We start from the raw sequence: 11,959 nt of genomic DNA on the forward strand, positions 1-11,959 counted from the left end.
CGGCGCTACGACGCCGCGAAGTCGCGCAGCGCGAACAGCACCGCGTCGGGCGCCTCGCTCATCAGCGAGTGGCCGGCGTGCACCGTCACCACCTTGGCGTTGCGGGCCTTGCCGACCAGCGCCTTGGTGGCGCGCGGCGGCGTCATCTGGTCGGCATCGCCGAGCAGGAACAGCACCGGGCACTGCACTTTCTCCATCGCGGCCTCGCCGTTGGCGTAGTCGTTGCAGGCCTTGAAGCCGACGTGGAACACGTTCGCCTCGCGGTTGCTCGCGAGCACGCGCCGCATCAGCGCGCGCGAGCTGCCGTAGAGCCAGGTGCCGGGGCCGAGCGAGGAGGGCGGGGGGGCGAGCAGCGAATGCGAGAAGGTGTTGACCATCGCGATGGCGCGCTGCGGGTCGTTCAGCGCGCCGTCGAGTAGCGCAGGCGACACCGCCATCGGGTAGGCGGTGCCGACCATCGCGAGGTGCGTGATTCGCTCGGGCGCACGCGAAGCCGTTTCGAGCGCGATCAGCGAGCCGAAGCTGTGGCCAACGAGCGCGGCCTTTTGCACGCCGGCCGCGTCGAGCAGGGCAATAACGAACTGCGCAGCGTCCTCGACGCTCGCGGGCGGCGGGCCGTCGCTCTTGCAATGGCCGGGCAGGTCGACCGCGAGCACGTTCCAGCCGTGGTTGGCGAACCAGCGGCTCTGCAGGATCCACACGCTGTGATCGTTGAGTACGCCGTGGATGAAGACGACGGTGGGCTTGGCTGCATCGAAGGGCTTGCCGCCGGTGTAGCAGTAGCTTGTGTGGCTGTTGACGGTGTAGTTCATTTCAGTTTTCCGCCGGGTGTTCGGTTCTGGGAGCGCCTGGGTTCGGGGTGCGTGTACAGGCCACCGGGTACTCCCCTCCGCGAATGTCCCCCGCCCTTCGGGCTCCTCCTTTATTTCGCTGCGGGGAGCACCCGATGCCCTGTGCACGATGGGCGCAGCTCTTGTGCTGGCCGATCAACCGCCGCGTCCATTGATCACGCCGATGGGGTGCCTTGCGCAGCGAAATAAAGGGGGAGGCCGCAGGCCGGAGGACATTCGCGGAGCAAGGTACTCCGTCGGCGTGATCGCCCCCCGAACCGCGCCGAATCGAAACACAGCGTCCCATCTCAAGTCCCCGCCTTTTCCGCAGCTTTAAGTGCACGCTTCAGGTCGTCGATCAGGTCAGCCGGATCTTCGAGCCCGATCGACAGCCGGATCGTCCCCTGCGAGATGCCCGCGCCCGCCAGCGCCTCGTCGGTCATGCGGAAGTGCGTGGTGCTCGCCGGGTGGATCACCAGGCTGCGGCAGTCGCCCACGTTGGCGAGGTGGCTGAACAGCTTCAGCGCCTCGATGAAGGCCTTGCCCTGCGCGCGGCTGCCCTTGATGTCGAAGCTGAACACCGCGCCTGCGCCCTTCGCGCCGTGGCGCAGCAGCTTTTGCGCAAGCGCATGGCTCGGGTGCGATTCGATCAGCGGATGCCCCACACGCGACACGAAAGGATGGCTCGAAAGAAATTCGACCACCTTCTGCGTGTTGTCGATGTGGCGCTCCATGCGCAGCGGCAGCGTCTCGATGCCCTGCAGGATCAGCCACGCCGTGTGCGGGCTCATCGAGGCGCCGAAGTCGCGCAGGCCTTCTCGGCGGGCGCGCAGCAGGAAGGCGCCGACGGTGCTTTCCTCGCTGAACACCATGTTGTGAAAGCCGTCGTAGGCCTGCGTCAGCTCGGCGAATTTGCCCGCGCTGCCATCGGCAGCGCTTCGTGATGCCTTCTCCCAGTCGAAGCTGCCGCCGTCCACCACCACGCCGCCGATGACGGTGCCGTGGCCCGACAGGAACTTGGTGGCCGAGTGGTAGACCAGGTCGGCGCCCCAGTCGAAGGGCTTGATGAGATAGGGCGAGGTGAGCGTGGAGTCGACCAGCAGCGGCACGCCGGCTTCGTGGGCGATGTCGCTCACGGCCGGGATGTCGAGCACGTCCAGGCCCGGGTTGCCCACGGTCTCGCCGAAGAACAGCTTGGTTTCGGGCCGCACCGCGGCGCGCCAGGCGTCGAGGTCGCCGGGCTTCACGAAGGTGGTGGTTATGCCGAAGCGGCGCATCGTGTAGTGCAGCAGGTTCTGCGAGCCGCCGTACAGCGCCGTGCTGGCCACGATGTGCGAGCCGGCGCCCATCAGCGTGGCCACCGACAGGTGCAGCGCCGCCTGCCCGCTGGCGGTGGCGATGGCGCCGATGCCGCCCTCGAGCGCCGACACGCGCTGCTCCAGGACCGCGTTGGTCGGGTTGCTGATGCGCGAGTACACATGGCCCGCGCGCTCCAGGTTGAACAGGGCGGCCGCGTGGTCGCTCGACTCGAAGACGAAGGAGGTGGTCAGGTGGATCGGCACCGCCCGCGCGCCGGTCGTGGGGTCGGGCGCGGCGCCGGCGTGCAGCGCGAGGGTGTCGAAACCGGGGTCGGAATAACCGGGCATGAGGGCCTTTCTGTGGCTGAGCGTTGTCTCCTGGCAATGCCCCGTTACGTCTGCAATTCATGCGTCTGCGACATGGGCGCTCAGGTCGGCGTCGATTGTGGGCTATATTCAAATCGGCACGCCGCCGAGATAGAAGTCCGAGAGGAGCAAACGATGAAAGTCAGCGACATCCTTCGCGTCAAGGGCAATACGCTCTTCACCATCACGCCAGACGACCTGCTGGCAGAAGCCGCCAACACCATGGCGGAAAAGGACATCGGTTCGCTGGTGGTCATGGAGCACGGCGACCTGGTCGGCATGCTCACCTTTCGCGAAGTGATCGTTGCCGTCGTCAACAACGGCGGCCAGATCGGCACCACGCTCGTGCGCAAGGCCATGGACGACGCTCCGGTTACCTGCACCCTGGAAACCGACCTCGACGAAATCCGCCGCATCATGCTGGAGCGCCACGCGCGCTACATGCCCGTGATGGACAAGCGCATGCTGATGGGCGTGATCAGCTTCTACGACGTGGCCAAGGCCGTGGTGGACAGCCAGAACTTCGAGAACAAGATGCTCAAGGCCTACATCCGCGACTGGCCCGCGGAAGACGAGAGCAAGACCGGTTGATTCGGATGTGGTGCCAGGTGCAACGCCCGGTGCCATGCGAGAACACCGAGGAACCGGCTTCGCCGGGCCTCAGGTGTTGCCCCCGGCGGGGGGTAGGCGAAGCGGACACGAAGTGCCGCGCAGCCTGGGGGCGAGCCCTGCCTATTCCTTGATGTTGGCGGTCTGCACGATCTTCTGGTTGCGGGCGTACTCGGCCTGCACGAACTTCTCGAATGACTCGGCCGTGCCGCTGCCCGGCAGCGCGCCTTGCTCCACGAGCTTGCTGCGCACGCCTTCTTCCTGCAGCACCGCGTTGAGCTCGCGGTTGATCTGCGCGACCACCGCAGGCGGTGTCTTCGCGGGCGCGAAGATGCCGGTCCAGCTCACCATGTCGAAGCCCTTGAGGCCGGGCATCTCGTCGAAGGTGGGCACGTTGGGCAGCGCGGCCAGCCGCTTGCTGCCGGTGATGCCGAGCGCCTTCAGGCGCTTGCCGTTCACGTGCGGGATGGCGCTGGTGCTGACCAGCATCGCCAGGTCGACCTGGTCGCCGATCACGTCGGTGGCGATCTGCGCGCCGCCGCGGTAGGGCACGTGCGTGACGAAGATGCCGCTGCGTTCCTTCAGCAGCTCCATGGCGAGCTGCAGCACGGTGCCCACGCCCGAGGTCGCGTAGTTGTACTTGCCGGGCTTGGCCTTCGCGAGCTTCACGAAGTCGGAGAAAGTCTGGGCCTCCAGGCCGGGCCGCGCCACCAGCACCATCGGCGCGGTGTTGAGCAGGCCGATCGGCGCCAGGTCTTTCAGCGGATCGAAGCGGAAGGCCGAGGGGTTCACCAGCTTGCCGATGGCGATGGCGCTGTCGGGGCCCGCCACCAGCGTGTAGCCGTCGGGCGCCGCGTTCACGGCCTTGGCCACGCCGATGGCGCCACCCGCGCCGGCCACGTTCTCGACCACCACGGACTGCTTGAGCCGCTCGCCGAGGCGCTGGGCCACGAGGCGCGCGTTCACGTCCACGCTGCCGCCGGCCGTGAAGGGCACGATCAGCGTGATGGGCTTGGCCGAAGGCCACGCCTGCGCGAGGGCCACGGTGGGCAGGGCGGCGCAGAGCGCGACGGCGAGAAGCAGGCGGCGGGGCGTATTCATGGCGTGGGTCATCCGTGGGTGGAGGGAGCGGGTTCTGCGTCGAGGCGGGCGCGCAGCGAATCGAATTCATCGCTCCACTGCGTGCGCCATGCGCGGCGCTGCGTGTCGTCGATCCACGCGCCGTCGAGGCCGTTGTGCATGAAGCCGCGCAGGTCGTCCAGGCCGAAGCCGAAGTCGCGCACCATCATCAGCCAGGCTTGCGTGGGCGTGACCTTGTGCAGCGTCGGGTCGTCGGTGTTGGGGTGGATGCGCAGGCCCAGGCCGGGCATGCGGCGGATCGGATGGTCCAGCGCCCAGCGCTCGAGCGCCAGCGTGCGCAGGTAGTACGAGTTGGTGGGCACCACGGTGAAGATCACCCCGCGCTCGGCGCACCGGCGCGCGTAGTCGGGCTGGTCGACCACCGTGTAGCCGTGGTCGATGCGGTCGACCTGCAGCACGTCGAGCGCGGTGCGCACGTTGGTCCAGGGCATGCCGAACTCGCCCGCGTGCGCGGTGGTCTTGAGGCCTGCCTTCTTCGCATTGGCATAGGCCTGCGTGAAGAGCTCCGGCGGGCGGTCGACCTCGCGGTAGTCGATGCCGATGCCGATCACCTCCTCACAGCGGTGCGCCTTGACCCATTCGACCATCTCCACGGCGGCCTCGGGGCTGGCTTCGCGGTCGATGGCTGCGATGAGGCGGCCGACGATGCCGAACTCCTGCTGCGCATCGTGGATGGCGCGCACGATGGCGCCTTGTGCGAGCGAATAGGCAATGCCCGAGGCGTGCACCGTGCCGGTCGGGTTCCAGAAGAACTCGGCGTAGCGCACGTTGTGGGCGGCCGCGTCCTGCAGGTATTCGAGCGTGAGCTGGTAGAGGTCGCCGGCGCTGCGCACCAGCTGGGCGTCGAGCGCGCGCAGCACGCGCAGCACGCCGACCGGTTTTTCGCCGCGCGTGTAGAAGCCCTCGATCTCGTCGGCCGCCAGCGGCGAGCCCGCGCGCTGGTTGAGCTGCTTGAATGTTTCGTGGCGCACCGTGCCGAACAGGTGGCAATGCAGCTCGGCCTTGGGGATGGTGCGGAGCATCGATTCCAGCGTGAGCGGGGCAGGGGTGGGACTGGTCATGCGGGCCAGTCTAGTAACGGCAGCCTCATAAGGAAAATTTTGAATTTCTATAATTTGATTCGCTGAATCAATAACCGGAAGTGTCCATGGCCACCTTGCCCCTGCGTGCGCTCACGCTGCGCCAGCTGCAGTTCTTCTCGGTGCTGGTGGAAGAAGGCCAGTTCGGCCGCGCGGCCCGCAGGCTGGCCATCACGCAGCCGGCCTTGAGCAATGCCATCAAGCAGATGGAAAAGCTGCTCGGCGCCGAACTGCTGACGCGTTCCACCCACCGGCTCGAACTCACGCCCGTGGGCGCCGAAGTGCTGGCGCGCACCGACTTTCTCGTCAACACCTTCGAGGTGGCGCTGCGCGACATCGAGAGCACGGTGCAGCGCGGCCGCGCCTTCGTGCGCATCGGCGTGATTCCCTCGGCCAGCGCGCGCGTGGCGGCGGCGGCCAGCGAATTCCTCAAGAGTGGCGGCGAGCGCGAGGTGGAACTGGCCTGGCGCGACGCGCCCTCGAACACGCTGCTGGCCGAACTGCGCAGCGGCCAGATCGACATGGCGGTGGCCGCGATCACCGAGCCGCCGGGCGGCTTGACCTGCATCGACCTGTTCCGCGACCCGCTGGTGCTGGTGATGCGGCGCGACCACGCACTGGCCGCGGCCGGCGGCGCGAACTGGGAGGCCATCGGCAGCGAGCGGCTGGTGCTGTTCGAAAGCGGCAGCATGCCAGCGCTGGGCAACCCGGCGCGCGCGCAGTTCGCGCAGGGTGCGGAGCCGTATCGGGTGAGCTATTCCGAGACGCTCTATGCGCTGGTGCGCAGCGGACAGGCGCTGGGGCTGATGCCGCGCCTGTACACCTCGTCGCTGCGCGACCCCGAACTGGCCGTGGTGCCGCTGCTGAAGCCGCGCATCGAGCGCCGCGTGGTGCTGGCCTACCTGCCAGGGCCGATGCGCAACGTGGTGGCGCAGGAACTCATTGCCTTCCTGCGCGAGCGCCTGCCGCAGGCCGGCGAAGCGACGGTGCGGCGCGTGAGCGGCAAGGGCACGCGGGCGCGGCGTCAACCGTAGTCAATTCAGCCCAGCTCGGCCGCGGCGTGGATCGTCTCGCGCACGCGCGGGTAGATCTGCGCGTTCCACTTGCTGCCGCTGAACACGCCGTAGTGCCCGACGCCGGCCTGCAGGTGGTGCGCCTTGAGGTAGGGCCGTATGCCCGTGCACAGGTCTTGCGCCGCCACCGTCTGGCCCACGGCGCAGATGTCGTCGCGCTCGCCTTCCACCGTGAGCAGCGCGGTGCGGCGGATGGCCGCCGGGTTCACGGTGCGCTCGCCCACGGTGAGCTTGCCCAGCGGCAGGTCGTAGGTCTGGAACACGCGCTCCACCGTCTCCAGGTAGAACTCGGCGGGCAGGTCGTTCACCGCCAGGTACTCGTCGTAGAAGGTGCCGATGGTGCGGGCCTTCTCGACGTCGCCCTCGACCAGGTGGCTGTACATGTCCTGGAACTGCTTCTTGTGCCGCTCGGGGTTCATGCTCATGAAGGCCGAGAGCTGCAGGAAGCCCGGGTACACGCGCCGCATCATGCCGGCGTGCGGCCACGGCACGTGGCTGATGAGGTTGCGCCTGAACCAGTCGATGGGCCGGTCGGTGGCGAGCTTGTTCACGGCGGTCGGGTTGATGCGGCAATCGACCGGGCCGGCCATCAGCGTCAGGCTGCGCGGCGTGGCGGGGTTGTCGTCCTCGGCCATCAGCGCGGTGGCGGCCAGCGCGGCCACGCAGGGCTGGCATACCGCCACCATGTGCACGCCCGGGCCCACGGCCTCCAGGAAGCCGATGAGCTGCAGCGTGTAGTCGTCCAGCCCGAAGCCGCCATGCCACAGCGGCACGTCGCGCGCGTTGTGCCAGTCGGTCAGGTACACGTCGTGGTCGCGCAGCAGGGTGCGCACGGTTTCGCGCAGCAGCGTGGCGAAATGGCCCGACAGTGGTGCGGCCAGCAGCACGGGCGGATGCACCGCATCGGTGTTCTTGCGGAAGTGCAGCAGGGTGCCGAAGGGCGAGACGAGGGTTTTCTCCTCGTGCACGGCCACCTCGGCGCCATCGGAAACCACGCTGTGGATGCCGTAGTCGGGCCGCGTGTGGGTCAGCCGCATGCGCGAGAACACCTCGAATTGGGCCGCCATGCGCCGCAATATGGTGCGTTCGGTGCCTTCCTTCCAAAGGGCCTGGCCCAGGTACTGCGCCGCGAGCCGCGCCGGAGAGAGCAGGTCGGCTTGGTTCTGGTAGGCCCGGTACAGCATGGGTCTCGGGCAGGCAAGTTGCGGGCCAGCCGCATGGCATGGCGCTTGCACGCAACTGCGCACAGCCCAAGGAGCTAGACGATGGCCAAACCCGTTCTCACCATCAGCAGCAAGAACTACGGCGCGTGGGCGCTGCGCGGCTGGCTGATGTGCAGGCTGGCCGGGCTGGACTTCAGCGAGAAGGTCATTCCGCCCGACGACCCGGCCATGAAGGCCGAGATGCTGCTGCTGTCTTCGTCGATGCTGGTGCCCTCGCTGCAGCACGGCGGCGTGAAGGTGTGGGACACGCTGGCCATCGGCGAGTACCTCAACGAGATCAAGCCCAAGGCCGGCCTGCTGCCCGACGACATCGCCGCCCGTGCCCACTGCCGCGCCATCTGCGGCGAGATGCATTCGGGCTTTTCATCGATGCGCGGCGCGCTGCCGATGAACATCAAGGCCCATTTCAAGAACTTCAAGGTGTGGTCGCGCGCGCAGGCCGACATCGACCGCATCGTCGCCATCTGGCGCGAATGCTTCAAGGCCTACGGCGGCCCTTTTCTGTTCGGCAAGCAGCCGGGCGTGGCCGATGCGATGTACGCGCCGGTGGTCACGCGTTTCCTGAGCTACGACGTGGCGCTGGACAGCGTGTGCGCGACCTACTGCAAGCGGGTGATGGAACTGCCGGCCATGAAGGAATGGGTGGCTGCGGCGAAGCAGGAGCCCGACGAGATCGACGAGCTGGATGCGGAGTTCTGAACTCCGTCCCCGCCTCGCACTTCATTCATTGGCGGGCGGCGGCGCGAAGCCGGCCTGCGCCAGCTTGCGCTCGATGTTCTGCGCGGCCTGCTGCATGTCGGCAAGGTGGGCGGACACGATCTCGCGCTCGCTCTTCACCGCCGGCAGCCAGGCGCAGCTGAGGCAGCCCACCACCTGGTCTTCATGCCGCAGCGGCACCGACACCGCGCCGAAGCGGTCGGGCGAATCCAGACTGGTCGAGGTGGGATCGCGCGCCACGTAGCCCAGGTCGCGCGCGTGCGCCACCATGCGGCGGACGTTCTCGGGTCGCCGCGCGCCGCGGTCGAAGTCGTTCGGCGAGCGCGCCAGCGCGGCGAGGATCTCGCGCCGCTCTTCCTCGGGGCAGAACGACAGGTAGCAGCGGCCCAGAGACGACAGCAGCATCGGCGGCCGGAAGCCCAGCGCGCGGTAGTTGACCGCCAGCCCGTTGCGCGGGCGGTCGGTGTCGAGGATGAGCATGGCCGTACCGTCGCGCACGCCCAGGTCGATGGGCCAGGGCACCAGCCGCTGCAGCGTGGCGCGCGCGGGCGCCGCCAGTGCCGACAGCCGCGTGCGCCATGCCGCCGTGGGCCCCGATTGGCCGGTGGCCGACGCGGGCACATAGCGCTTGTCGTGCTCGCTGCGCTCGACCCAGCCCGCCTGCTGCAGCGTCTTGAGGATGCGCAGCAGCGTGGCCTTCGACAGGCCGGTCTGCCGGTGCAGCTCCTGCAGCGTCACGGCCGATGAGCGCTGGATGGCCAGCATCACGTCGAGCCCGCGGCGCAGCGCATCGATCGACTTCACGCTCTGCGTGCCCATGGTGTCCGACATGCGGGCCTCCAGAAAAAGTTTCACTGGGTGAAACTATATCTTCTGGCCGCGCGGCCTCGTTCCTACAGTGCGTTCGACCCCAACGTCGTCCCACCGAGAAGGAAAAAGAGCATGTTGTTTCATACCCGGAACGCGGCCCGTGCCGCTGCTGCAGCCGTGCTTTCGCTATGCGCCGCCACGGCGGCCATGGCGCAGGCCTGGCCCACGAAGCCCATCACCATCGTCGTGGCCTACCCGGCGGGCGGTGACACCGACGCCATCGCGCGGACCTATGCCGAGAAGCTGTCGCAGCGCGTCGGCCAGCCGGTGCTTGTCGACAACCGGCCCGGCGCGAGCGGCATGATCGGCAACGTGTGGGTCGCCAAGGCGCAGGCCGACGGCTACACGCTGCTGTTCACGCCCAGCACCTTTCCGATCGCGCAGCATGTGCTGAAGACCGGTCCCGGCGTGGCGCATGACGTGGTGAAGGACTTCACGCCCATCGTGAAGACAGGCAACATCCCGTTGCTGCTGGTCACCGCGCCTGCGACCGGCATCCAGAGCGTGGCGCAGCTCGTGGCCGGCGCGAAGGCCGGCAAGACCTTCACCTACGGCACGCCGGGCGCGGGCTCGCCGATGCACATCGCGGGCGAGCTGCTCAACAGGGATGCTGGCATCTCGGCCACGCACGCGCCGTATCGCGGCGTGGCGCCGGTGGTGAACGACACGCTGGGCGGCCACGTCAGCGTGGGCTGGATCACGCCCGGCGCGGTGGCGGGCCACATCGCCGCCGGCAAGCTGCTTCCGCTCGCCGTCGCGGAGCGCCAGCGCACGAAGCTGATGCCCGACGTACCCACCTTCATCGAGTTGGGTTTCAAGGACGTCGACGTGAGCGCGTGGATGGGCCTGCTCGGCCCGAAGGCGATGCCGGCCGACGTGGTGCAGGCGCTCAACAAACACTTCAACGAGATCCTGAAGATGCCCGACGTGCAGGCAAGGATGGCCGCACTCGGCATCGAGCCGGTGGGCGGTGCGCCGGCCGTGCTGGCGAAGCAGATTGCGGACGACGACCAGCGCTTCGGCAAGCTGGTGCGTGAGTTCGGCATCCGCGCCGATTGAAGACAGGCGACAAGCAAGGAGACCAAGCTATGTTGAGCGAAGAGAAGAACCGCCTGCTGACCGAAGTAGGCCCCGGCAAGCCGATGGGCGACTACCTGCGCCGCTACTGGCATCCGATTGCAGGTGCGAGCGAGTTCGACGGCAAGGCCGTGAAGCCGCTGCGAATCCTCGGCGAAGACCTCGTGCTCTACAAGGACCTGAGCGGCAACTACGGCCTGGTCGGCCGCCGCTGCCCGCACCGCAATGCCGACATGTCCTACGGCTACGTCGAGCAATGCGGCCTGCGCTGCAGTTACCACGGCTGGCAGTACGACCAGGGCGGCCAGTGCATTCACCAGCCCTTCGAGGAAACGCTGGACCCCGGCGCGCGCATGCGCAGGAACACGAAGATCAAGGCCTACCCGGTGCAGGAGAAGGCCGGCCTGCTGTGGGCCTACATGGGCCCGCAGCCCGCGCCGCTGCTGCCCGACTGGGAGCTGTTCAACTACAAGAACGGCTTCGCGCAGGCGGTGTTCGCGGAGATTCCGTGCAACTGGTTCCAGTGCCAGGAAAACTCCATCGACCCGGTGCACTTCGAGTGGACCCACAACAACTGGACCACGCGCCTGCAGGGCGAGGAAGGGCCGTACGTGCCCACGCACCTGAAGCTGGCCTTCGAGGAGTTCGAGCACGGCTTCGTCTACAAGCGCCTGCGCGGCGGCGAGCGCGAAGACAACGTGATGTGGACCACCGGCCGCGTCACGCTGTGGCCCAACGGCTTCTTCCTGGGCCATCACTTCGAGTGGCGTGTGCCCATCGACGACCACCATACGCTCAGCGTGCTGTGGGTGCTGAGCCGCGTGCCGACCGAGCAGGAGCCCTATGTGCAGGAGCGCATTCCCTCGTGGTACGGGCCCATCAAGGACCCGGCCACCGGCCGCTGGATCACCAGCCACGTCGCCAACCAGGACTTCGTGGTGTGGGTGGGGCAGGGCACCGTCACCGACCGTACGCGCGAGAAGCTGGGGCAGAGCGACAAGGGCATCGTGATGATGCGCCGCCGCTTCTTCGAGGAGATCGAGGCGATGCAGGCCGATCCGGCGCACGAGCCCAAGGGGCTGATCCGTGATCCGGAGAAGAACAGCGATGTGTTCCTGCCCTCTGCCTGCCGCGACGAGATGCTGGGCGGCCTGCCGCGTGCCGAACTGGCCGCGCATCCGCTGCTGGGGCCATATCTGAAGGACTTCTTCGGGCAGGCTGGCCAGCCCGACGACGTGCGCACGGCCTACGAACAGGCCATCGGCCAGAAGGTGGAGGGCGCCACCTTCTTCAAGGTGCACGGCGCCGGCGCTGAAGAAGAAAAGGTCTAGTGGCGGAACATCCGCAGGTCGAGCGCGCTTTCTTCGCCGAGCCACATGGCGTGCGTCGTGTGGTCGGCAAGGTCGTCGCCCGTCACGCCATGGATGAACACGTCGAGCCCGTCGCGGTTGGCTTCGAGCCAGCCGATGACCTGGTCGAACTCGGCGGCGTCGAAGGCGATCTGGCAGCTCCAGTGCGGATGCGGCCCCACCAGCCGCTCGTGCACGCGGCCGACCACCACCATCAGCTCGCGGCCCGCGCGCTCGCAGAGGGCGCGCGCCTGCGCGAGCGTGTCGGGGCCGAAATAGACGTGGGCGTGGTACTGGGCGTAGAGGTTTTCTGGACGGCGCGGCATGG

At 67.9% G+C, this 11,959-nt stretch carries 12 protein-coding genes; 5 read left to right on the forward strand and 7 right to left on the reverse strand.

Translation table 11 applies throughout. The annotated features are described in order from the left end of the window. Positions 1-5 precede the first annotated feature (5 nt). Positions 6-812 (reverse strand): alpha/beta fold hydrolase, encoded by an 807-nt coding sequence (locus ASD05_RS07795; protein ID WP_056589944.1) that lies wholly within the window; start codon positions 810-812, stop codon positions 6-8. A gap of 326 nt (positions 813-1,138) precedes the next feature. Beyond that, on the reverse strand, positions 1,139-2,476 hold the full coding sequence (locus ASD05_RS07800; protein ID WP_056589948.1) for an O-acetylhomoserine aminocarboxypropyltransferase: 1,338 nt from the start codon (positions 2,474-2,476) through the stop codon (positions 1,139-1,141). Between the two features lie 153 nt (positions 2,477-2,629). Between ASD05_RS07800 and ASD05_RS07805 the strand changes: the two genes are divergently transcribed. Beyond that, positions 2,630-3,085, forward strand: a complete 456-nt coding sequence (locus ASD05_RS07805; protein WP_056589951.1) for a CBS domain-containing protein — start codon at positions 2,630-2,632, stop codon at positions 3,083-3,085. 141 nt (positions 3,086-3,226) lie between these two features. Here the strand turns inward: ASD05_RS07805 and ASD05_RS07810 are convergent, their stop codons facing one another. Together ASD05_RS07810 and add are read right to left on the reverse strand one after the other, a co-directional pair. Then, positions 3,227-4,204 carry a Bug family tripartite tricarboxylate transporter substrate binding protein gene (locus ASD05_RS07810; protein ID WP_157610022.1) on the reverse strand — a complete coding sequence of 326 codons (978 nt, stop codon included), beginning with the start codon at positions 4,202-4,204 and terminating at the stop codon, positions 3,227-3,229. Positions 4,205-4,212: 8 nt separating this feature from the next. Next, positions 4,213-5,304 carry an adenosine deaminase gene (add, locus tag ASD05_RS07815; protein ID WP_200955404.1) on the reverse strand — a complete coding sequence of 364 codons (1,092 nt, stop codon included), beginning with the start codon at positions 5,302-5,304 and terminating at the stop codon, positions 4,213-4,215. An 86-nt stretch (positions 5,305-5,390) separates the two neighbouring features. Here add and ASD05_RS07820 point away from each other — a divergent pair, with 86 nt between their 5' ends. Further along, entirely contained in the window at positions 5,391-6,356 is a 966-nt protein-coding gene (locus tag ASD05_RS07820; RefSeq protein WP_056589960.1) for a LysR family transcriptional regulator, read from the forward strand. 5 nt (positions 6,357-6,361) lie between these two features. On the opposite strand, the gene ASD05_RS07825 is transcribed toward ASD05_RS07820, so the two are convergent. After that, the gene (locus ASD05_RS07825) at positions 6,362-7,579 is read right to left on the reverse strand and encodes a polyhydroxyalkanoate depolymerase (RefSeq protein WP_056589963.1); all 1,218 of its coding nucleotides are present in this window, start codon (positions 7,577-7,579) and stop codon (positions 6,362-6,364) included. 81 nt (positions 7,580-7,660) lie between these two features. Between ASD05_RS07825 and ASD05_RS07830 the strand changes: the two genes are divergently transcribed. Further along, a complete protein-coding gene (locus tag ASD05_RS07830; protein WP_056589967.1) occupies positions 7,661-8,317 on the forward strand; it encodes a glutathione S-transferase in 657 nt (218 codons plus the stop codon). Between the two features lie 21 nt (positions 8,318-8,338). On the opposite strand, the gene ASD05_RS07835 is transcribed toward ASD05_RS07830, so the two are convergent. Beyond that, on the reverse strand, positions 8,339-9,166 hold the full coding sequence (locus tag ASD05_RS07835; protein ID WP_056589969.1) for a helix-turn-helix domain-containing protein: 828 nt from the start codon (positions 9,164-9,166) through the stop codon (positions 8,339-8,341). A gap of 111 nt (positions 9,167-9,277) precedes the next feature. On the opposite strand from ASD05_RS07835, the gene ASD05_RS07840 reads away from it, so the two are divergent. Further along, positions 9,278-10,264 carry a tripartite tricarboxylate transporter substrate binding protein gene (locus ASD05_RS07840; protein ID WP_056589972.1) on the forward strand — a complete coding sequence of 329 codons (987 nt, stop codon included), beginning with the start codon at positions 9,278-9,280 and terminating at the stop codon, positions 10,262-10,264. Between the two features lie 29 nt (positions 10,265-10,293). Beyond that, entirely contained in the window at positions 10,294-11,613 is a 1,320-nt protein-coding gene (locus tag ASD05_RS07845; RefSeq protein WP_056589975.1) for an aromatic ring-hydroxylating dioxygenase subunit alpha, read from the forward strand. Here ASD05_RS07845 and ASD05_RS07850 read toward each other — a convergent pair. Further along, a complete protein-coding gene (locus ASD05_RS07850; protein WP_056589978.1) occupies positions 11,610-11,957 on the reverse strand; it encodes a DOPA 4,5-dioxygenase family protein in 348 nt (115 codons plus the stop codon). The genes ASD05_RS07845 and ASD05_RS07850 overlap by 4 nt on opposite strands. Positions 11,958-11,959 lie beyond the last annotated feature (2 nt).

The organism is Variovorax sp. Root434, from assembly GCF_001426595.1.
Classification (GTDB): domain Bacteria; phylum Pseudomonadota; class Gammaproteobacteria; order Burkholderiales; family Burkholderiaceae_C; genus Variovorax.

What these genes read in the sequence shown, in the direction of transcription:
- ASD05_RS07795 (WP_056589944.1), bottom strand. Translation starts at nt 812, where the DNA reads ATGAACTACACCGTCAACAGCCACACAAGCTACTGCTACACCGGCGGC.
- ASD05_RS07800 (WP_056589948.1), bottom strand. Translation starts at nt 2,476, where the DNA reads ATGCCCGGTTATTCCGACCCCGGTTTCGACACCCTCGCGCTGCACGCC.
- ASD05_RS07805 (WP_056589951.1), top strand. Translation starts at nt 2,630, where the DNA reads ATGAAAGTCAGCGACATCCTTCGCGTCAAGGGCAATACGCTCTTCACC.
- ASD05_RS07810 (WP_157610022.1), bottom strand. Translation starts at nt 4,204, where the DNA reads ATGAATACGCCCCGCCGCCTGCTTCTCGCCGTCGCGCTCTGCGCCGCC.
- add (WP_200955404.1), bottom strand. Translation starts at nt 5,304, where the DNA reads ATGACCAGTCCCACCCCTGCCCCGCTCACGCTGGAATCGATGCTCCGC.
- ASD05_RS07820 (WP_056589960.1), top strand. Translation starts at nt 5,391, where the DNA reads ATGGCCACCTTGCCCCTGCGTGCGCTCACGCTGCGCCAGCTGCAGTTC.
- ASD05_RS07825 (WP_056589963.1), bottom strand. Translation starts at nt 7,579, where the DNA reads ATGCTGTACCGGGCCTACCAGAACCAAGCCGACCTGCTCTCTCCGGCG.
- ASD05_RS07830 (WP_056589967.1), top strand. Translation starts at nt 7,661, where the DNA reads ATGGCCAAACCCGTTCTCACCATCAGCAGCAAGAACTACGGCGCGTGG.
- ASD05_RS07835 (WP_056589969.1), bottom strand. Translation starts at nt 9,166, where the DNA reads ATGTCGGACACCATGGGCACGCAGAGCGTGAAGTCGATCGATGCGCTG.
- ASD05_RS07840 (WP_056589972.1), top strand. Translation starts at nt 9,278, where the DNA reads ATGTTGTTTCATACCCGGAACGCGGCCCGTGCCGCTGCTGCAGCCGTG.
- ASD05_RS07845 (WP_056589975.1), top strand. Translation starts at nt 10,294, where the DNA reads ATGTTGAGCGAAGAGAAGAACCGCCTGCTGACCGAAGTAGGCCCCGGC.
- ASD05_RS07850 (WP_056589978.1), bottom strand. Translation starts at nt 11,957, where the DNA reads ATGCCGCGCCGTCCAGAAAACCTCTACGCCCAGTACCACGCCCACGTC.